The 20,517-nt window shown below is 33.4% G+C and carries 27 protein-coding genes; 2 read left to right on the forward strand and 25 right to left on the reverse strand.

Features of this window, described 5'->3' with window-relative positions; all coding sequences use genetic code 11:
• Positions 1-38 precede the first annotated feature (38 nt).
• On the forward strand, positions 39-185 hold the full coding sequence (locus M9B42_05390; protein ID URQ64202.1) for a hypothetical protein: 147 nt from the start codon (positions 39-41) through the stop codon (positions 183-185).
• A gap of 7 nt (positions 186-192) precedes the next feature.
• On the opposite strand, the gene M9B42_05395 is transcribed toward M9B42_05390, so the two are convergent.
• Genes M9B42_05395 through M9B42_05470 form a run of 16 tightly spaced genes read right to left on the reverse strand, consistent with a single transcriptional unit; the run spans position 193 to position 13,750 of the window.
• A complete protein-coding gene (locus tag M9B42_05395) occupies positions 193-936 on the reverse strand; it encodes a YaaA family protein (protein URQ64203.1) in 744 nt (247 codons plus the stop codon).
• Positions 933-1,904, reverse strand: coding sequence for a lipoyl synthase (gene lipA, locus M9B42_05400; protein URQ64204.1), 972 nt, complete (start codon positions 1,902-1,904; stop codon positions 933-935). The genes M9B42_05395 and lipA overlap by 4 nt, the downstream gene beginning before the upstream one ends.
• Positions 1,905-2,492 (reverse strand): lipoyl(octanoyl) transferase LipB, encoded by a 588-nt coding sequence (lipB, locus tag M9B42_05405; protein URQ64205.1) that lies wholly within the window; start codon positions 2,490-2,492, stop codon positions 1,905-1,907.
• Positions 2,489-4,666 carry a DNA helicase II gene (uvrD, locus tag M9B42_05410; GenBank protein URQ64206.1) on the reverse strand — a complete coding sequence of 726 codons (2,178 nt, stop codon included), beginning with the start codon at positions 4,664-4,666 and terminating at the stop codon, positions 2,489-2,491. Before uvrD ends, lipB begins: the two co-directional genes overlap by 4 nt.
• Before the next feature lie 5 nt (positions 4,667-4,671).
• The gene (locus M9B42_05415; protein URQ64207.1) at positions 4,672-5,457 is read right to left on the reverse strand and encodes a 2OG-Fe(II) oxygenase; all 786 of its coding nucleotides are present in this window, start codon (positions 5,455-5,457) and stop codon (positions 4,672-4,674) included.
• 52 nt (positions 5,458-5,509) lie between these two features.
• Positions 5,510-6,484 (reverse strand): nitronate monooxygenase family protein, encoded by a 975-nt coding sequence (locus tag M9B42_05420; protein ID URQ64208.1) that lies wholly within the window; start codon positions 6,482-6,484, stop codon positions 5,510-5,512.
• Entirely contained in the window at positions 6,485-7,189 is a 705-nt protein-coding gene (locus M9B42_05425; protein ID URQ64209.1) for an alpha/beta hydrolase, read from the reverse strand. It abuts the gene before it with no gap.
• A 4-nt stretch (positions 7,190-7,193) separates the two neighbouring features.
• Positions 7,194-7,487, reverse strand: a complete 294-nt coding sequence (locus M9B42_05430) for a hypothetical protein (protein ID URQ64210.1) — start codon at positions 7,485-7,487, stop codon at positions 7,194-7,196.
• Positions 7,488-7,495: 8 nt separating this feature from the next.
• Complete coding sequence (locus M9B42_05435; GenBank protein ID URQ64211.1) at positions 7,496-8,434, reverse strand: ceramidase domain-containing protein; 939 nt, start codon at positions 8,432-8,434, stop codon at positions 7,496-7,498.
• Positions 8,434-8,622, reverse strand: coding sequence for a CPXCG motif-containing cysteine-rich protein (locus tag M9B42_05440; GenBank protein URQ64212.1), 189 nt, complete (start codon positions 8,620-8,622; stop codon positions 8,434-8,436). The genes M9B42_05435 and M9B42_05440 overlap by 1 nt, the downstream gene beginning before the upstream one ends.
• Positions 8,623-10,554 (reverse strand): S9 family peptidase, encoded by a 1,932-nt coding sequence (locus M9B42_05445; GenBank protein ID URQ64213.1) that lies wholly within the window; start codon positions 10,552-10,554, stop codon positions 8,623-8,625. It lies immediately after the preceding gene.
• Between the two features lie 27 nt (positions 10,555-10,581).
• Positions 10,582-11,235: a PepSY domain-containing protein gene (locus M9B42_05450; protein ID URQ64214.1), complete on the reverse strand. Its 654-nt coding sequence runs from the start codon at positions 11,233-11,235 to the stop codon at positions 10,582-10,584.
• A 24-nt stretch (positions 11,236-11,259) separates the two neighbouring features.
• The gene (locus M9B42_05455) at positions 11,260-12,108 is read right to left on the reverse strand and encodes a sterol desaturase family protein (protein ID URQ64215.1); all 849 of its coding nucleotides are present in this window, start codon (positions 12,106-12,108) and stop codon (positions 11,260-11,262) included.
• A gap of 4 nt (positions 12,109-12,112) precedes the next feature.
• Positions 12,113-12,439: a multidrug efflux SMR transporter gene (locus M9B42_05460; protein URQ64216.1), complete on the reverse strand. Its 327-nt coding sequence runs from the start codon at positions 12,437-12,439 to the stop codon at positions 12,113-12,115.
• Positions 12,440-12,469: 30 nt separating this feature from the next.
• The gene (locus tag M9B42_05465; protein URQ64217.1) at positions 12,470-12,877 is read right to left on the reverse strand and encodes a MerC domain-containing protein; all 408 of its coding nucleotides are present in this window, start codon (positions 12,875-12,877) and stop codon (positions 12,470-12,472) included.
• Positions 12,878-12,922: 45 nt separating this feature from the next.
• Positions 12,923-13,750, reverse strand: coding sequence for an alpha/beta hydrolase (locus M9B42_05470; protein URQ64218.1), 828 nt, complete (start codon positions 13,748-13,750; stop codon positions 12,923-12,925).
• 194 nt (positions 13,751-13,944) lie between these two features.
• On the opposite strand from M9B42_05470, the gene M9B42_05475 reads away from it, so the two are divergent.
• On the forward strand, positions 13,945-14,412 hold the full coding sequence (locus M9B42_05475; GenBank protein ID URQ64219.1) for a hypothetical protein: 468 nt from the start codon (positions 13,945-13,947) through the stop codon (positions 14,410-14,412).
• Positions 14,413-14,424: 12 nt separating this feature from the next.
• On the opposite strand, the gene M9B42_05480 is transcribed toward M9B42_05475, so the two are convergent.
• From M9B42_05480 to M9B42_05520, 9 genes are all read right to left on the reverse strand, one after another.
• Positions 14,425-14,856: a nuclear transport factor 2 family protein gene (locus M9B42_05480; GenBank protein URQ64220.1), complete on the reverse strand. Its 432-nt coding sequence runs from the start codon at positions 14,854-14,856 to the stop codon at positions 14,425-14,427.
• A gap of 20 nt (positions 14,857-14,876) precedes the next feature.
• Complete coding sequence (locus M9B42_05485) at positions 14,877-15,113, reverse strand: hypothetical protein (protein URQ64221.1); 237 nt, start codon at positions 15,111-15,113, stop codon at positions 14,877-14,879.
• A gap of 1 nt (position 15,114) precedes the next feature.
• Positions 15,115-15,402 (reverse strand): hypothetical protein, encoded by a 288-nt coding sequence (locus M9B42_05490; protein URQ64222.1) that lies wholly within the window; start codon positions 15,400-15,402, stop codon positions 15,115-15,117.
• 7 nt (positions 15,403-15,409) lie between these two features.
• Positions 15,410-16,177: a hypothetical protein gene (locus M9B42_05495; protein URQ64223.1), complete on the reverse strand. Its 768-nt coding sequence runs from the start codon at positions 16,175-16,177 to the stop codon at positions 15,410-15,412.
• A gap of 441 nt (positions 16,178-16,618) precedes the next feature.
• Complete coding sequence (locus M9B42_05500; protein ID URQ64224.1) at positions 16,619-17,365, reverse strand: hypothetical protein; 747 nt, start codon at positions 17,363-17,365, stop codon at positions 16,619-16,621.
• A gap of 168 nt (positions 17,366-17,533) precedes the next feature.
• Positions 17,534-17,920: a hypothetical protein gene (locus M9B42_05505; protein ID URQ64225.1), complete on the reverse strand. Its 387-nt coding sequence runs from the start codon at positions 17,918-17,920 to the stop codon at positions 17,534-17,536.
• Between the two features lie 99 nt (positions 17,921-18,019).
• The gene (locus M9B42_05510; GenBank protein ID URQ64226.1) at positions 18,020-18,277 is read right to left on the reverse strand and encodes a hypothetical protein; all 258 of its coding nucleotides are present in this window, start codon (positions 18,275-18,277) and stop codon (positions 18,020-18,022) included.
• A gap of 34 nt (positions 18,278-18,311) precedes the next feature.
• Positions 18,312-20,138 carry a glutamine--fructose-6-phosphate transaminase (isomerizing) gene (gene glmS / locus M9B42_05515; GenBank protein URQ64227.1) on the reverse strand — a complete coding sequence of 609 codons (1,827 nt, stop codon included), beginning with the start codon at positions 20,136-20,138 and terminating at the stop codon, positions 18,312-18,314.
• Positions 20,138-20,503, reverse strand: coding sequence for a hypothetical protein (locus tag M9B42_05520; GenBank protein URQ64228.1), 366 nt, complete (start codon positions 20,501-20,503; stop codon positions 20,138-20,140). Before M9B42_05520 ends, glmS begins: the two co-directional genes overlap by 1 nt.
• Positions 20,504-20,517 lie beyond the last annotated feature (14 nt).

Below are 20,517 nucleotides of genomic sequence, written 5' to 3' on the forward strand. Positions count from 1 at the left end.
ACACTTAGAAATTAATTAATTTAGAATATTTTGCAGATATGAATAATGAGAAAAAATTAAAAAAACTTAAAGCTGGCTTGCTACTGCTGAGCAGAGATAGAGAAGTAGTATATTCTTTTCATGAAACTTTTGATTTAGTTGATGAACTTATCGAAATTGTTGACGAATTACTTGAAAAAGATTGATTACTTTTTAACTGTTCGAAAAGAAAAAGGTGTTGTCTTCAAAGTTTCTTAGTTTAAAGCCCAATCCTTCAAACTTTTTAATATCTTCGAGATTATCAATTCTGTTTTGTATTAAAAATCTAGCCATTTCGCCACGTGCTCTTTTTGCTATAACCCCTATTACTTTTTCTTTTCCTCCAGACATGCTTAGGAATTTGAAATCAATAACTTTTTTTGGATCTACATATTTCTTAACTACTGAAAAATATTCCTCAGATGCAAGATTAAAAATATTTTCACTCGGAAAATCAGAATTAATTGAATTTGCTACCTTATCTCCCCAAAAATCATACAGATTGCCTGCAGAATTCACTGAAAAATTAGTCCCCATTTCGAGTCTGTAAGGATTTATTTCATCAGATGGTCTTAAAATTCCATATATGCCCGACAAAATTCTAAGTTTTTCATTCATATAACTTAAATCCTCTTCGCTCATTCCTTTCGCATTAAGGTTCTTAAATACATCTCCTTCAAACAGGAAAATAGCTCTTTTCTCTTGTTGATTTGGTTTATTCCAGTTTTTAAATCTGTCTGCGTTTATCTTGGCTATGTCATCGCTTACCTTCATCAACGATTTAAGGCCCAATATATCCAGCTTTGTTAATTCTGAAGCAATTAAATCAGCTTCTTTAGCAAATAAAGGTTTTGTTGAATTAAGACTTGAATCAAATGATTCTGTTTGTAATCTTTTTGCTGGTGAAATTAAAATCATGCTAAACCTACGTTATTCAATTCTAAAGCTCTCTCAGCCCTATAGCTCGATCTAACAAAAGGGCCGGATACAACTTCTTTAAAACCATATTCTAAACCTTCTTTTCTATATTTCTCAAACTCATCTGGGGTAACCCATCTATCAATTGGTAAATGATTTAAAGTTGGTCTCAGGTACTGCCCTAAGGTAACAATATCTACTTCATGCAACCTTAAGTCTTCAAAAGTTTTATTAATTTCTTCATCTGTTTCTCCCATCCCCAAAATAATGCTAGATTTGGTAATAATATTCGGGTTGAGTTCTTTTGCCTTTTTTAAGACTGTTAAAGTCTTTTGATAGCCAGCTCTTGGATCACGAATAGGATGTGTAAGCCTTTCTACAGTCTCTAGATTTTGTGCAAAAACTTTAATGGGCGATTCAACAACTGTTTTTATTGATTCAATAGAACCATTAAAGTCTGAGGTTAATACCTCTACAGCTATAGTCGAATCTTTCTTTTTAATTTCTTCTACCGTTTTTGCAAAATGTTCTGCTCCACCATCAGCTAAATCATCACGGTTTACACATGTCAAAACTATATATTTTAAACCCATCTTAAAAACAGTATCTGCGATATTCTTAGGCTCGTCTTCATCTAACCAACCTTTTGGATTGCCTGTATTAACTGAACAAAATTGACAGGCTCTGGTGCAAGTATCGCCCATTAACATAAATGTTGCTGTACCTCTTGACCAACATTCAGACAAATTTGGACATTTTGCTTCCTCACATACAGTGCTTAATTTTAAATCAGCAACAGAGTTTTTAATTTCTGAAAAATTTTTATTCACTTGGTGAGCAGTCATTCTTATCCATTTGGGTTTATTTTCCCTTTCTATTAAAGAATAATCATTGCCCTTCATTCCATCTTTGATCGATGAAACTCCAGCATGATTGACAATTTTGACTGTAGGTATTATCTCTTTCATTTAATTAATTACTTTTTTAAAACCTTGTAGAAGTTTTTTCAATAGTTCTTGTTTATCTATATCTATATAGTCTATTAAATTACAAGCCTCCACATCTAGACCACAAGGGTTAATCGAATTAAAAGTTTTCAAATCTGTTTCAAAATTTATGCTCAAACCGTGATATGAAATATGGTTTTTAATTCTCATACCAATAGAAGCAAGCTTTTTATTATTAATATATATTCCAGGATCCTCAAGATTAATTTGATGTTCAAGGCCATATGACCAAAGTGTATCTGATGTTGAATTAAGTATTGTGCTTGTAAGGCTTGTAGGTTTAAAAGAGACTTCTTTTAAATTTAAAATAAAGTAAATGACGATTTGACCAGGAGCATGAAAAGTAATTTTTCCACCTCTATCAGTTTTAATAACTGGAGGATTTTTTGACAGATCTTCTTCTATATTTTTTTCGCTTATCCCAATTGTAAAAACTGGTGGATGTTCAAGAACCCAAATATGATGAATTTTTGGACAAGATTTTACGAGGGCAATCATTTCATCTCTACATTCTTGGTAATTAACCAATCCTTTATATTCGATAATCAATTTGTTTTCTCCAGGTTTGCATATCCTAGAACCAACCATTTAGTTCCAAAATCTGCAAAATTAACTTGTACTTTCGAAAGCTCTCCCTCACCCTCAATGCTGAGTATGGTTCCCAGACCAAATTTTTCGTGAACAACTGAATCTCCTAAAGAAAACTCATGGGAATTTTCATTAGCTGAGTCGAAACTGTTTGATGTTCCATAATAACTTGTTTTATAGGACTGTCTTGGGCGAACAAAGTCTGTATGCTCATCAGGAATCTCTTTAATAAATCTTGAAGGCGGATTATATGAATCATTTCCATACATTCTTCTATATTCTGCATAACTCAAATACAATTTTTGTCTAGCTCTCGTAATTCCTACGTAGCACAAACGGCGCTCTTCTTCCAATTCACTTATATTCTCAACAGATCTAGAATGAGGAAATAAATTTTCCTCCATCCCAACTAGGAAAACGTGTTTAAATTCCAAGCCTTTTGCAGAATGAATAGTCATCAGCTGGACAGCATCATCATATTTATCTGCTTGAGTCTCGCCCATATCTAAGGAGACTGAGGAAAGAAAAGCTGCAAGCATTGAGTCATAGTCTGATAAATCCTCATTCTTATTTAGAATCTCAAAAGATTTTACAGCTGTTATTAATTCGTTAATATTTTCAATACGAATCTTTCCTTTTTCACCAGACTCTTTCATGTGGTGATCAATCAAACCACTATGATTTATGACAAATTCAACTAGTTCTGATGCGGAGATTTCTTGAAGTTTTTCGTTATATGTTTCAAATTGTGAAGTAAAGTTTTTAATTGAATTTTGAGCTTTACCTTTTATCTTATCCTCACTTGCCATTTGCTCTGATGATGCAAATAAAGAGAGGTTATTCTCATTACTGTAATTCCTAATGTTCTCAATTGTTTTTTCTCCAACTCCTCTAGATGGAACTCCAATAGCCCTCTCGAAAGCAGTATTATCATGTTTATTTACTATTAATCTTAGATAACTTACGACATTTTTAATCTCGAGCCTTTCATAAAATCTTACTCCTCCATAAATTACATATGGAATATTATTTCTTAAAAGGTATTCCTCAATTACCCTTGATTGCGCATTAGATCTATACAAAACTGCAACTTCTTTATAGTTATCATTATTGTCGACAATTCTATGTACTGATTCAGATACATAACTTGCCTCTTCTTGCTCACTATAAGCTTCAAAAATATCGATTTTATCTCCCTCACCCAAAGCAGTCCAAAGCTTCTTTCCAAGTCTATTTGTATTTTTATCTATTACTGCATTTGCGGCATCTAATATGTTTGATGTAGACCTATAGTTCTGTTCTAGCCTTGTTACCTCTGTTCCCTTATCTTTAGCAAAATGATTAATATTTTCAATTTTTGCTCCCCGCCATCCATATATTGATTGGTCATCATCTCCGACTGTTGTCACAAAAGTTTTTTCATCTAAAAGATTTCTCATCCATTTATATTGAAGAGTATTTGTATCTTGAAACTCATCTACTAGGACACACCTAAATTTTTTTTGATATAGAGAGCGAATATCTGCATTATCTCTAATTAGTTCGTAAGATCTTAGTATTAGTTCGTTAAAATCAACTAAATTTTCTTGTTCAAGATACTTTTCATACGCAATATAAATCTTCTTTAGAACTTCTATATTAAAGTCACCTTTATCATCAATATCTTTGGGACGAAGAGCATCATCTTTCCAAGTATTAATTTGCCATCTTACTTTCTCAGGAACCCATTGGTCATCATCTAATTCAAGAATTTTTAAAATTCTTTTAATCACTCTTAACTGATCATCGCTGTCAAGAATAGCAAAATCTCTGTCAAGATTTGCCTCAGAAAAATGTCTTCTTAGCAGTCTATTTGAGATGGAATGAAATGTTCCACACCACATTTCAGGAATTGGCTGATCAAGAATCTCTTCAATTCTTCCTTTCATTTCGCTAGCAGCCTTATTTGTAAAAGTTACGGCTAGAATACTGTGTGTTGAAAAAGACAGAGCTTTATTTAGCCAAGCGATACGATGAACTAGAACTTTAGTTTTGCCTGAGCCTGCTCCTGCAAGTACAAGTAATTTTTTTGAATCCGAAGTAACAGCATCTCTTTGTGCTTCATTAAGTCCATCTAAAATGAATGAAACATCCATTTAATTTAGACGAATTTATTCTCTCTGAACCAAAGATTAAATGCATACTTTTCACCTTTAGTTACAGGTCTACCAGCGTGCAATGAGTCTGGGTGAACTTTTGTTGTTCCAGGCAGTACGTTTTTCCAAACGAGTAAAGAGCCTTTCTTTGGAGCCACAGATATGTTTAAATCAGGAAACTCAGTAGAACCTCCCTCTTCTACATCATTTAGATAGCCCAAAGCAGTGTAAATTCTTTGGCCCCCTCTTTTAAGGTGTTTTTTTCCTTCGTCTGTATCTGCATTAAAAGCATCATGATGATCGTTATATTCAGTGCCACCTGTGTAATAGACCACTTGGAATGATTCAGCATTTTTAAGAGGAAAACCAACTAAATCTGCTATTCTTTGTCCTAAGTTTGTAGTTATATTTGAGTGACTATGTGCTATCCAACAATTACTTCCCGTTCTATTCAGATGATATATACCATCTTTTCCACCAATAGTTTTCGCCCTCTCTAAATTGCCATCTGATACATTTTTAATATGTTCACATTCCTCATCTGAGATAAAGTTTTCAATTACATAAACCAAAGGATCTTCGTTATAAATAATTTTTTCACCTTCAGTACGTATAGGTTTTTTTGGAGTAAATTTTTTTGGCGTTTGAATTGTGGTTTTTTCCTTATTTTCTTGAGGTTTTGCAAGGCCAGAATTTACGCCAATTATATATAGGGCTCGCATTGATAAGCCTAGTCCAAGTAGGGCAAACAAAAGTGCCAGTATTGATAATACAAACGCTGCTACATCCATGAAAATATTATACTTTAAAGATAGTGTTCAATAGTGTAAAGATTAACTTAAATTAATACTTACTCACTTTTTCAGCAAGTTCTTTATTTGCAGAATCAAATTCTTGACGCATTTGAGCCACTAATTCATCAACTGTTGGTGAGTTTTTAATTGAGCTTATTCCTTGGCCAGCTCCATAAATATCTTTCCAAACTTTGGCAGTAGCATTTCCACCAGAGTTAAAATTCATTTTTGTTTTATCAGCTTCAGGCAAACTTTCAGGATCCATTCCAGCTCTACTAATCGAAGGTCCTAAGTAGTTGCCTTTAACGCCACTGAAATAATTTGTATAAACAATATCTTTTGCAGCCGACTCAATAAGCATTTTCTTATAATCATCATCTGCTTCGGATTCTTTAGTAGCAATGAATCTTGTACCAACATAGGCCAAATCTGCTCCCATAGCTAGTGCGCTCGATATCGAGAATCCATCTGATATAGAGCCCGATAGAAGAATGGTTCCGTCATACCACTCTCTAGTTTCTCTAAGTAAGGCAAAAGGTGATAAATTTCCAGCATGTCCTCCAGCTCCTGCACAGACTAAAATAAGCCCATCAACTTCTTGCTCGACAGCTTTTTGTGCATGTCTTGTACTTATAACATCATGAAAAACTAATCCGCCGTATGAGTGTATTGCTTTCACTAAATCCTCTGGTGGTCTTAAAGAAGTAATGATTATAGGCGCCTCATGTTTGACACATGTCTCTACATCTTTGAAAAGTCTGTCATTGGATAAATGGCAAATTTGATTTACAGCAAAAGGCGCAACTTTTTTATCAGGATAATCTTCTTTAAATTGGCCAAGCTCGTCTTTAATTTGTTTAATCCAATCACTTAGTAATTCTTGAGGTCGGGCATTTAAAGCAGGAAAAGAGCCTACAACTCCAGCTTTGCATTGAGCAATTACTAGATCCGGCCTGGAAATAATAAATAAAGGAGCTCCAACTACTGGAATGGATAAATTATCTTCTAAAATTTTTGGTAACATTTAATTTTGCTTGCTATTTAAATGGTCAGTGAGCCAACTTATTGACCAATTATGGCCTAATCTATTGCCATTATATTCCTCTGGCAATCTTTTTGCTACAACACCCTCTATTTCGAGTAATTGGGGATCTGATTTTAGATTTCTAAACTCACCATCGAGCTCTTTAATAGTCATCCAATTAAAACCAAGATTATTTTTGTTAATTTTTCTTGGTGGAGTGTATCCACAAAAGGTTCTGATTAAAAAATTCCCTTTTAGAGGTGCCGCAACAAAATGTCCTTCAACTTTAGAATCAAAATCATCTGTTAAAATTTTAGAAACAACCAGCCCACCATAACTGTGTCCAACAAGTACTATTTTTTTGTATTTTTCTTTTAGTCGATCAATTTCTAATGAGATCTTTCTTATTGCCTCATTAGGACATCCAATAGTATTCCATCTGTAAAAAGATAATCTATTGTTTTTTTTATCTAAATTTATGAGCGGGTAAACCCATTCATAACCTTCAGTACCTCTTCCATGAATCGCGATTAATAAAGTATTTTGGAAATCCCTTTCTTCTTCGAGAAAATGTAATCCATTGTTTAACTTAGTAAGAATTTTACCAGCAACAAAAGCTCCATCTTTCTCAAAAGATGTCTTAAGGTCGTCAATATCGAGTGCAAATAGATTTAGAGAAAATAAAAACAGAAAAATTAAACGCATGAAACTATTTAAACTTTTTAACCAAATAAAAACCAAGCCATGTGCTTAAAATAGTTTTTAACGTAAGCATAATAAACGCAGGAAACTGCCACCAGAAATCAAGATATGCATTCCAAAACCAAGAATAAATCCAGTCGTGAAAAAGTTCTAAGTTTTGTTTCAGAAAAATCTTAGAACTTAAATCCAAAAAACCATACGGGGTTTGAAATATATATAGCAAAATCCATCCAAGTAAAAATAACTGTATGGGGGTTGTATAAATACAGAAATAACCAAACCCTAGGCCTAAACTTTTCATGTTGTAAATTATAGTTTTTTTTCAGTTCTGAAGAAAAAGAAAAAAGATAAAGTTGCTAGTGAGCTTAAAATGTGCCAAATACCATGTGGTTGAATAATGCTATCAGGATTGCAAAGTGGCATATTTGGATAGCCTTGAAGCCAAATAGCAAATGCTGACATATAGAATCCAACACCTAAGAAAAACCATGGGTTATATTTCTTTTTTATCTTTGGTTTTTTATTCATAAGAATGCCTGGAAGCCAAAAAAATGGCACCCACCAATATAAATTAGGATTCTGAATTATTTCATTAGGAAATATGCCAAATACTGCCATCACTGCAATTGCTATAAAGCCAGATAAAATTCTTAATGTGTTAGACCAGAAATTAAGTAAGACCTCTGTAATAATCCACCATCCAATAGACAGTGACCAAAGATTGAAATTAATTCCTAAGTCATATCCAAAAAACCAACTCAACATCGAATATACAAAAATTATTGATAAGTATGTTTTTGCAAATGACTGATCTGACCAGCCTTGGCTTCCGAATAAATTTATTAACCAAGGGATAGAAATATATAGAATCATACTTAACCAGTCTGCCCATTGGCCCCATTCAGTATGTGTTCCATGCATTAAAAGTGATCCTGGGCCAAGAAATACTGCAGTAGCAGCATACAAAATTGCAACAGGTGTAGGTCCCACAAATCTGCTCTCTTGATTTTTAGGTTCATGAGCAATAATCCAAAACATTATTAAACCAGTTGTTATAAATCCTAAATTACTTAGAGCATTAAATGGCTCCCTAAAAAAACCACCGCTTATTCTTTCGCACCATCTTGATACCTCTCCTATGGCATATCCTTTTTCAACAGATAAAAATGAAGTTGTACTCGCTAGAACAAAATAAAGAACGAAAAAAGCGATTACAGTTACTAATGGAAGTAGGAAAACTCTGTTCATTAAAAACCAGTTTCCTCTTTAGCTGTTTCAATATTAATTGTGTCACCAAAAGAAGAAATTCTTAAGAGTATTGGATTACAACATACCTGACAGTCTTCTACATATTCTTGGTTAGGCTCTGATAAATCTATCTCAAAATATATACTTTCCCAACAATAAGGACACTGAGCTAACTTTTCTTCAAGCATCTATAAATACTTCTCAAAAAACATTAATGTGACTTGTTGAGATACATCGCTGTTTTCTTTTTTCCTGAAACCATGCCCCTCATTTAAGGCGTTCATATACCAGACTGTTTTACCCTCTTTTCTTAAGGCTTCAACAACTTGTTCAGATTCTGTTACAGGAACTCTAGGATCATTTTCACCTTGAACAACTAGCATAGGAATATCAATTTCAGCAACGTTATTATTTGGACTTATTTTTTCAAGAAATGCTCTCATTTCTGGATCCCTTTCATCACCATACTCAACTCTTCTCAAGTCCCTTCTATAATCTTCAGTATTTTTTAAGAAAGTAACAAAATTAGAAATGCCTACTCTATCAACTGCTCCAACAAGTTGATCGCTGTAGTAAACGGCGCTTGCAAGAACCATATATCCACCATATGAGCCACCAATAACAGCCACTCTATCTGAATCTAAATCTGGCTGTGTTTTAACCCAATCTAGAAGAGCGCCTATATCTTTTACAGAGTCTTCTCTCTTAAAGCCGTTATCCATTTTTAAATAGTCTTTGCCATAACCATTACTTCCTCTTACATTAGGAGCGATGACAGCGGCACCTAGTCTTTTCACCCATTGCTGAATCGAACTAGAAAATCTTGGTCTATATTGACTCTCAGGTCCGCCATGAATTGTAATAATTACTGGAACTGGCTCTTTAATATCTTCAGGCTTATAGATGAATGCAGGCACCTCTAAATTGTCAAAGGATTTGAATGATATTAAATTTGGCAGGACAAATTCATCTGTATTTAAACCTCCTACCTCAGATTCTGTCCATTGGACGACATCTAAATAATCTAAATTTCTTTTTCCTAAATTAACTATATGTGTTTCGGAAGGGGATTTGGCGTTATTTAATGAAAGTCCTAATTTTTTTCCATTATCACTGAACTTTATTCCACCAATTAAGCCCTTGCTCTCCATCTCTACTTTTTTAAATTTAAAGCTTCTTGCATCCATAAGGTAAAGAACACTAAAACCACCCTCGTTTGCAGTAAATGCTGCTCTTTTTCTATCTTTTGATATGGCAAAACCTTCAATATTCCACGGAATATTTTCACTTATAATTTTTACTCTTCCGTTTGTGAGGCTTTTATATGCAAGTTGCCTAAACTGGCCAAATTGATCAGTTAGGAAAAAGAACCCTCTTCCAGAAGCGCCAAATGCAAGTGCCAAGTTTGACGAGTCTTCCTTATTAGTAACAAGTTCACTCTCACCAGTCTCAGTATCGACAATGAAGATTCTAGAAGAAGTTACAGAAATATAATTTTGCAATAAGATTTTTTTTGAATCTTTTGACCAATCTGAAGGGGTCCAACTCGTGCCATCAGGTGATGCAAAAACCATCTTGGCTTGCTCCGGATATTTATAGTCCATTACCCAAACATCGTTTGAAGCTCCATTTCTTCTTGTAGTTCCAAAAGCAATTTTTTCACCATCCCTACTCCACAAGACAGAACCATTTCTAGACTCACCATCAGAAACTAATACTGTTCTACCATTTTCTGGATTCATAACATATATTTGTGCATTTTCTGAACCGCCGCTATCCATAGTGAAAGCAATGAGTCCCCCATTTGGCTGTACTGAAACGGAACCTATAGGTTCATCGAAAAAGGTGACTTGTTTTCTCATGCCCAGTGGCTTATCAACGACATGAAGCTGGCCCACATCACCAAATCTTGTTGATATGAATACTCCCACATTATCTGATTTGAAGCCACGAAAAGATGCTGATCTGATATTTTGATAGCCTTTCAATTCTTTCTTTATTTCTTCAGGAACATTTGGAACATCTTCTAAAATGAGATTTCCATTATTGAGCGTTCTAGTTTCAACTTGTGTTTGAACAAACACAGATGCAAAAAACAAAATTAAAATTATTTTTTTCATACTCACCTCTTTTTTATATTTTAATAATTAAGCAGTTTTCTTGAAGAATAAAACTATACCAGTAATGGCACTTAAAAGCGCTAGTACTGAAAAGATTTTGAGAAAAATATTTCCTATATTGTCTCTATCTTGCCAATCCATTATGTGAAAACCCCAAAGCAAATCCCATATTCTCCACTGAGTTGACCTTACTGCACTTATATCTCCAGAATATGGATTTACGTAAACATTGATTTTTTCATTTTTTTTGTTTGTTGACACAACACGATAGATAGGAAGGTCTCTTCCTCTGTACTCTGCTCTTTTCTTAGCCTCTGTTACTTCTTCTACTATTAAAGGTGATAAATTTGTTTTAGTTTTGACAACTTCAAGAGCATCTTCAAAAGAAATTTTATCTATTAAATTTCCGTCAAAATCAAAATATTTTTTACCTTGTGTGTCCCTTATAACAACCACTCTTTCATTAAGTCTGTTGGCAAAACTTAATGTACTTATATCTTCAACTTCAAAATTTATTTTACTGAGATCTACTGAAAAAGATGTTTGTTCTCTATATTGCTCGCCTCTAACATTCTCAATCTTGTTATAAGCAAAATAAATACCTGAAGCAGTCCAAAGTAAAAGCTGCAGAGAAATAAACAAACTTAAATATTTATGAATTTTCCTAATAGTGAATTTCATAATTTCTATATGAGGATAATTTTATTAAAAAGAACCACTTCTATTTCTCGTATTAGGAGGTCCAAAAATAATTGAGAAAATTTCTTTATAATTTTTTGCTTTCTTGATATCTAACATCATAGATTGCCAGCCCATGAATGTAATTTTTATAGGGTTAAAAGTATTTACGTTATTTACTAGACCATATTTAACTTTAGCTTTCTCTGGTTCAAAAGTTCCAAATATGCGATCCCAGATTATTAATAAATTGCCATAATTTTTATCTATGTACTCCGCATTTGCCCCATGATGAACTCTATGGTGCGATGGTGTGTTTAAAATCCATTCAAGAGGGCCTAATTTTCCTACTATTTGTGTATGTCCAACAACTCCCCATAAAGTACTGATTACACCTGCAACAGCAATAATTGTTGGATCTAAGCCTAATATAGGCAGAACAATGAAAAATGGAATTTTTGAAATAGGTCCAAACCAAGCTTGCCTCATAGAAACAGCGAAATTCATCTCTTCACTGGAATGATGGCTCATATGTATTGCCCATAAAAATCTTACTCTGTGAGAGAACCTGTGATAAATATAAAAGACAAAATCGATCAAAATAAATGTCATTAACCACATAGCCCACAAAGGAACTACATTTGTAAGATCAAAAATTCTGAATTGATATAAAAATATATGCAGTCCAAGCGTTGCTCCTTTTATAGCAAAGCCCATTAGGATATTGCCAAAGAGTAATCCACTCGTGCAAAATGTGTCTTTGTTTTTATATAGAGATTTTTTGTTAAAACTTGAAATTAAAGTCTCAATCAATATCATGGCCAAGATAATTGGCAACCCTATAGCATAAACTTCTTTAATTGTTAGTTCTGTCATTAATTTAAGAATGAATTTTATATATGTTTACGATAGTAACGCCAATTACAATAAGGAACAAACCAAATATAGTTTGCCAATTAAGTGCTTGCTTGTAGAAAAAATAGCTTAGTATAGCCACAGAAAATACACCTAACCCTGCCCACGATGCATAAACAACTGACAGAGGTAGTTTCTGTGAAACTATTGAAAGAAAATAAAACGATATGCCATAAGATAACAGCAAAACAAAACTTGGAAGTGGTTTTGTAAAATTGTTTGAAGCAGGCAAAAGCATAGTGCCAATAACTTCGAAGACGATAGCAGCAAATAAGGTTAAATAAGCCAGCAAAATTAATTCCAGGCTGAAAGCAGAATAGATTTAATCATGGCATGACTTGCACTGAATTTCTTTACAAGTTTCATGGTTTTGATAGTGAGCATATATAACCATCATTGAGCCTAAAACAGTAAACAAAATTTCTTCATTTTCGCCAAAAAATGTTTTTGCAAAGAAAAAGGCAGCAATCAAAACCATTAGCCCGAGCAAACCAATTAAAAAAATTAATTTGTTTTTATGATTTTTTAGACCTAAAAAAAGTGCAAACAAACTTACAGGAACAGCAATTAAAAGAATTATAGAGTGGACAAATTCATTATCTATTGAAAGCGATACAAGTCCTGAAGTTGCAATAAAAAATGATGGCATCAATAAACACTGAAGTGCGCAGACAAGCGATACAGTACCAGCGAACTTATCTGTTGTTAGTTGTGTATTAAAAAGTTTCATGTATTTAGGAAGATTATTTTAGATTAGTGAAGCTAATCTGACAATTTATAAATGTACCTCGGTTATAAAATTTTTTATTTTTTCTCGAATAGCCTGATCCTCCTCTTCACTGAATCCGTAGTGGCCTCCGCCTTCAACTGTGTGCAATAAATGTTTTTCTTTTAATTGTTGATCCAATAATTTTGCTTGTGAATAAGGAACCCAAACGTCATTCGTGCCATGAATAGTTAGAACTTTTATATTTTGATTATCTATTAAATAAAGAGGAGATAATTGCTTTGAAACTTCAGATACTTCTTTTTCATCTGGTATCCAGCGTCGAACATAATTTGATAAAGAAAAGAATTTACTTTGATCTAAATATTTATAAGTCTGCTCGATTTCTGTAATACCAAACAGATTCACAACTGCTTTTGGTTTTAGGTCTGAAAGACAACTTTTATTAGAAATATTTTGTTGTGATAGAGAGAGAAATAATGCCAAATGCCCGCCCGCACTTGCACCAGCAACGACTATATCTTTTTTTGAAAAACCTCTTAACTCAATTTCTTCTTCTATTTTCTTATAAGCACAAAGAACGTCTTCAACAGCATAAGGAGCTGTATTTTCACCAACTCTATATCCAATCATGAAAACATTTAATTCTTTATGATCAGTAAAATGATTATGGAATCTTCTTACCCATCTTTTTGCTCTTTTATCCCCAAAGAGCCAACCTCCCCCATGAATCCAAACTAAAACTTTGTCAGAATTACCAAGATAAAGATCAATTTTTTGTTTTTCATGACTGCCATAAGAATACTCAATAGGTATATATTCAGAATCTGTTTTAAGAAAAAAACTTAAAAAAAATAAGAGAATGACAATTTTCACAGGCTAAACTCAATCAATTGAGGGAACTTTTATTTGTAAAGTAATTTAAATCCTAATACCTACTTAGAACAACAACTGCATTCGCAACACTTACAACAATCACACATATTGATATTATACGGCAGAGCAAAAATTCTTGCTCTCCTATAGCAAAAAAAATATTTTATAACAATTATGTTTATGAGGGATACTTTATGGCTTTACTTTTTTTCTTTATAGCTCTTGGGATTAGCTACTATTTGTTGTTCTTCTACCAAGATGAAGCTCTCATAGATTTGTATAACTTTTTGGGTGAAACTGGATCACATATAGTTGTTTGGATTTTGGCAATTTTAGTTGGAGTTCAAGCTCACAGAATATTTGGGAATCCTTATAGAAAGTGCGCGTGGTGTAATGAGAGATTAACAAATGAAAATTTTGTTAGTGGACGTGAAGGCCCTAGATATTGGAAACATGAAAATAAAGATGGATCAAAAGACAAAAGGTTTAAAGATAACTACCAACAGGCAACATTCACAAGTAAATTTAAATGCAAGGAATGTGAGGCTGAAACTCAATATGTACACGAAATGTCACGAAATCCAGGTAAAAATGCTTCGATAAGACTAAGAAAACTTCTTTCCGAAGGTGAAGGGGAAAGAAAAGGCTTCGATATAGAGTAATCGCAAAAGAAATTAATCAGCTTTTTGAGTTAGCATGCCTACATCTGCAGCAATTGAGTTTGGCACAAGCATAGTTAAAGCATAGTGAACTATTTTCCATTCGCCATTAATAAGCTTTATAACACCAGTACCTCTACAGTGTCCTAGTTTTTCATTAAAAAGAATTTCGTCAAACCATTTGGTATTGCCTTCTCCTTCCCAATTACGCTCGATCACCTTGTAGGTCCAACCATGTCCATCAGCAAATGCCGGTTTTGCATAAGCTTTGAATTCTTCTATAGTCCAACGCTCAGTTTTGTCTGTTCCAAGAAAGATCGCATCTGAAGTATATCGATCAAAATAAGTCTTAAAATTTCCCTCATGAGCATCCTGATGTAGGCCATCAAGTAGTGCGTTAATCTTTTCTAGGGTCCAAACTGACTGTGAGCAAGCCAGTAGAATCATCAGTAAAATTTTTTTCATAATTATTTTTTAAACCTTTTTATGAAGTTATTCCACATATCTTTACTTTTTTGAATTATTTCTGGGCCTAATAATGCAAGTCCAGGATACCAAGTTACTTGGCTAGCCACATATATCCCGCCACCTTTAAGGAGCTCTCCAGTCGTAGCTACAAAAATACTGATAAAAGTCAAAATGATAGAAATGATAATGAGTATCCATCCAGCAATTTGTCTTAATTTAGTTAAAGTAGATGTCATTTTAAGTTATTAGCTTAGGTATTATTTCTAATTGGGCGAGAATTCCAAAGATAATTAACAATATAACACTAGAGAGTATTTTAAAATTCTTCTTTAGAATCCATTCAAGAGAGTTCTCTACAAGATCTCTTATCCATAGATCAACTTTTTCCATCAATTTAAGAGTTTTTCTTATCCATTTATCGGTTATATCAATTAATGGCAGACCAAGAACTGCAATAATAAGCCACACAAATCCATTAAGGATCATGTCAACAATCCAACCGACTACTATCCAATTTATATCCATAAATAAGTCATAAATAGTATTTTTCTGAGTTAACTAGTTTGATGCTCTCGTAAATCATACAGTCTTCGAAAACATACTCAAATAAACTTACGCTCTGTTTATCATTTGAAAGAACAAAGAAAATATTTCTAATATTTTTGTTAGTAATATTAGATACAAACCTATAAGGGAAAAATAATTGTCTTATTATTTCGCTCCCAACTTCACCTGATTTTGCCTCTATCAAAATAACATCATTTTCAGACTCATAACCAGAATCTATCTCAATTTGAGCTCCCTTACATATAAGTTCATAGCCGTAAGCATTGTATTTAAATTCTGGATTAACGCGCTTTCTTCCACTCAATGTAAAAATCAGTTTTTCAGTTTTTGTAAAATCTTGAATAATACCTTTAGCGACAGCCTCATGTATAAATCTTGCTTCAGAGTCACCAGTGAGTGTATCAAGTTGAATATTATTTGGTATTTTTTTTGGTTTTTTATCTATTAAATATTTTGGATCAAAATAACCATCTCCTTTTATCATCACCCATGAAGCATTAGATGCTGGAAGCAGAAAAAGGTTATTTTCTCTAAAAATTTTAGGTTTGTGTTCCCTTTTTGTTATATACCCTAAGATTCTTATTTCTTTTTTGTTATTTTTAATATGCGAGAGTTTAGAGACTATATCTTTAATCTTATTATGAGCAATATAAAGAGGGTTTTTAAAATCATGATCACATATTTTTAGTTCGTCAAAAATTAAATCCCAGCACTCAATTGTATCTTTATGCATTTAATAATCTTAATCTGATGATAGTTAAGGTTAAAGTTTTTAACGAATAAGAATCTAACCTCTTATTGCCCTAATCGAACCCTTGCCCATTCTGAAGTATCTATCGAGTAATTTTTTTCTTTCTTCTTGAGTTAAACTTTCATCTGTTTTTAACTTTTTACGCAATTTTTCCCTCTTTTTCCGAAAAAGTTTAGGTCGATCTTTCAAAGGAATATACTTTTTAGGCATCTGCCTTTCTCCAAAAGGTCTCAAATCTTTTATCAAACATCATATAAAACTTGTTGTACTTATCTTTCATTGTTATCAAAATAATATCTCATAAAAATCTTCCTAGCATCAAAGTTAAAGCACCAGCAATTAATTAGTTGCAACTGTTTTTTTTACAACAAAAGAGATATCTCCTCTTTTAATTGAATACATTTGATGCAATTAGGGATCGAGTTATTCTTCAGAGGAATTTGATATTTCTCTTTTCAACCATTCCAAGGCAGGTCTAACATCATATGCGTCTCCAAACTCCATCCCTTTTGCATTTATTTTAAATCTTGATAAGTGAGGTATTGAGATAAGTTTCAATTCTGTCTTAGTGTTTACAATATCTAATATGCCTTGAGTAACTGAAAAATATTTACTTTCATTCAATGAAACTATTTCAAAATATTTTTCACCTTTAACAGTCATCTTTTTTTTGATGTACTCACTTGCATCAGACCCATAAGCAATAATAATTTCTGGAGATACTTGGGATAACAAAATTTCATGTACCTTCCAACATTTATCAGCAGCGTCACTCCACTTTAGGTGAAACTCCTCTAAGGTAGGGGACCTAACAAAAACTAAATTAGTTGATAAAACACTCCTTAGATCAATATCTATCTTATGAAATAAAAACTTTATCCTCCTTTGTAGCAATGCCGTTCCCGAGGCAGAAGGTTCTCTACCTCTGATTTGCCATCTAGCATCAAAATACTCGTTAAAATCAGAGGAAGTATTTTTTCTTAATAATTGATTCTCAACCGTATCGGGATATTTGCCGAGATTTTGATCTGAGTGTCCACCAGGATTGGCACCAAGGAAATAAAATTTTCCTTTCTTGATTGTTTCATTTCCAGAATACAAAACAGATCCTGGTTCTGAAATAAATCCAATTTGACTGAGTTTTTCTCTTATGTCTTCAATTATGCTCATTCGATGCTTGGGTGATGGAAGTAGACATTAAAATTTATATCTAATATTTCTTCTTTAATATCCAAAGATTGCTAATTCATTCTACAGTCACTGAGTAGATTTAACTGTCTACTTGTTGGTTTATGGAATCTAATTAAAAATTCTATGTGCCTTTCTTTCATTAAACTTCTATGTTGTTTTGCTGAACTTCTTGTGAGTCAATGTAAACAAACCTGCTCCAATTATAGTCCATAGAATATCATTCCAATCGAAGACACCTCTTCCAGGTGTAAAAATTGTAATGAACTCATTGGCAATCAATCCCGATATGGAGATTCCTACTGACCAATAGAGTCGATTTTTAAATAAAGATGAATTAGGTTTGGATACTTCTGGAATCACTACATATAACAGAGCAGGCAACCCAATTCCTGGTAAGAAATTTGGAGCGACCCCAAGAAGATAAATTATTATTCCATTAGCACCATCATAATTTGGTCTTATGTAATCCTGGACTATAGAAAAAAGCAAAAAAGAAATAGCAAAAATAATGTAATAAACGAACTTTCTATTCATTTTTATGTTTTATCACTAATATTTAATATCCACAATCTTGTAAAAGTGGACAGTTCTATCTACTCGACAGTGACCGAGTTGAATTGGTTGTAACAGTTTTTATATTTTTTTTATCCATCCGTGTTTTATATCCCACTTTATGTCTTGGTCAATCATATATCCGTCACCACGATAATCTTTTCTTTTTATATTTTGTCTATAAAAAGAGTTTGGTTTGTAAAGTTCAGAAAATGTTTTCCCATTTCCTATCCAATCTGTTCTGACCCTATTATGTAATTCAACTTTTGGATGAAATTCCTCATCGGTCCTTATAAATCTATCATTTGGTGAAAAGTTATTTGAAAGTTTTCTTGTCATTTATTTTCCTATTCAATTACTGTTACAAACATTTCTACTCAACAGTAACGCTCTTCGCAAGGTTGCGAGGTTTGTCTACATCAGTGCCCTTAAGAAGTGCTGTGTAATATGAAATAAGTTGCATCGGCACTACTGAAATTATTGGATTAAGAAGATCTAAAGTCTTTGGAATCTTAATATGTCCGCCATCTTTGGTAATTTTAGTTTTTCCTAGAGGACCTATGGTCACAACTTTCCCTTTTCTCGCAGCAACCTCTTGAATGTTCGATTGAATTTTATCTAAATGTTCATTGTCTGGAACTAGAGCAATAACTGGCATATCACGATCTATCAATGCAAGTGGTCCATGTTTTAATTCGCCTGCAGGATAGGCTTCTGCATGAATGTATGAAATCTCTTTTAATTTTAGGGCGCCTTCTCTAGCTATTGGAAAATATAAACCTCTGCCAAGAAAAAGAGCACTACTTCTTTTAAATAAAAGTTTAGCAGTAGATTTATAGACATCTGTCATTTTCAAAGTTTTATCTATGTGTTTAGGAAGATCCCTGAGGGCATCTGTAATTTTCTTTCTAGCATTAGGAGTCTGGTTGTGCACTCTCATTAGTGTCAGCAGTAGTAAATTCAAACATGCCAGTTGTGTAACAAAAGCTTTGGTTGAGGCCACGCCAATTTCAGGACCAGCATTTGTGAGCAATGTATAGTCAGACTCCCTGCACAATGAACTATTTGCAACATTACAAATTGTTAATGTAACAGGCGAACCAGTTTTTTTAGCGAATTTTAATGATGATAGAGTGTCTGCAGTTTCACCAGACTGTGAAATGGTAACTAATAAAGTTTTCTTTGTTTTAATTGGTTCTTGATATTGATATTCAGACCCATAATCAACACGACAATTAATGCCCAAAAATTTATGAGACCAATATTCAAAAATTCTGCCTGAATGAAAGCTAGTGCCGCAAGCAATAATCTGAATGTTCGTGACATCTTTTACAGCTTCTTCAAAACCTGAACCAAAAATACCCTCTTGAGTTTCATTTTTACCGAGCCTGCCTTCAATAGATTTAGAAATAGCATCAGGCTGTTCGAAAATTTCTTTTTCCATGAAATGGTTATAGCCACCCAAATCGTTTGTATAAGAATTTGAGTCTATTTCCTGTGTTTTTAATTTTGCGGCATTGCCATTTGATGTTATGACATGGTTTTTCTCTTTAGTTATAAATGCCACCTGACCGTCTTCCATAAATTTAAATTTATTTGTCACTGGAGCAAGTGCCATTATATCTGAGGCAACAAAATTCTCATCGTATCCCTCTCCAATGACAAGAGGGCTTTGATTTCTTGCACCAATAATTAAATCAGGATTATCTTTATCTATTACCGCTAGTGCATAAGCTCCTTTGAGTTGTGAAATAGCTTTAAGTGTTGCCGAATCGAAATCCATGCCCTTTTGCATATGCAAATTAATGAGATGAGCTACAACTTCAGTATCAGTATCAGATCTAAATTTCACTCCTTCACTTTGCAGTTTCTCTCTAAGGTTCAAGTGATTTTCAATAATGCCATTATGAACAACAAAAATCTTATTTTCAGAAATTTGTGGGTGCGCATTTTTTTCTGACGGCACGCCATGTGTTGCCCATCTAGTATGTGCAATTCCTTGATTGCTTTTAATTTTCTTTTCAGGCAGTTTATTCTCGAGATCTAGAACTCTACCCTTTGCTTTTATAAGTGAAATCTTGCTGTTTTCTCTGAAAGCAACTCCAGCAGAATCGTACCCTCGATATTCCAGTCTTTTTAGTCCTTCAATTAGAATTGGTAAAACATTTCTGTCTGAAACACCACCAACAATACCGCACATTATTTCTTCTTCCAGTTTTTCTTAGTGCTTTGCTTAGATCTGCCAAATGCTAAAGAATTTGGTGGTACATCTGAAGTAATAACAGAGCCTGCAGCGACATATGATTTTTTACCGATTTTTACAGGAGCAACAAGTGAAGAATTCGAGCCGATAAAAACATTATCATCAAGCTTGGTTTTATGTTTTTTATTGCCATCATAATTACAAGTAATTGTACCTGCACCAATATTCGATTTTTTCCCAACACTTGCATCTCCAAGATAGGCATGATGGTTCGCCTTAGCACCTTCTCCTATCTTAGATTTTTTTACTTCAACGAAATTGCCTATTTTTGCCTCATTTTCTAGAACGACTCCTTGACGCAATCTAGCGAAGGGAC

The organism is SAR86 cluster bacterium, from assembly GCA_023703535.1.
Lineage (GTDB): Bacteria > Pseudomonadota > Gammaproteobacteria > Magnimaribacterales > TMED112 > TMED112.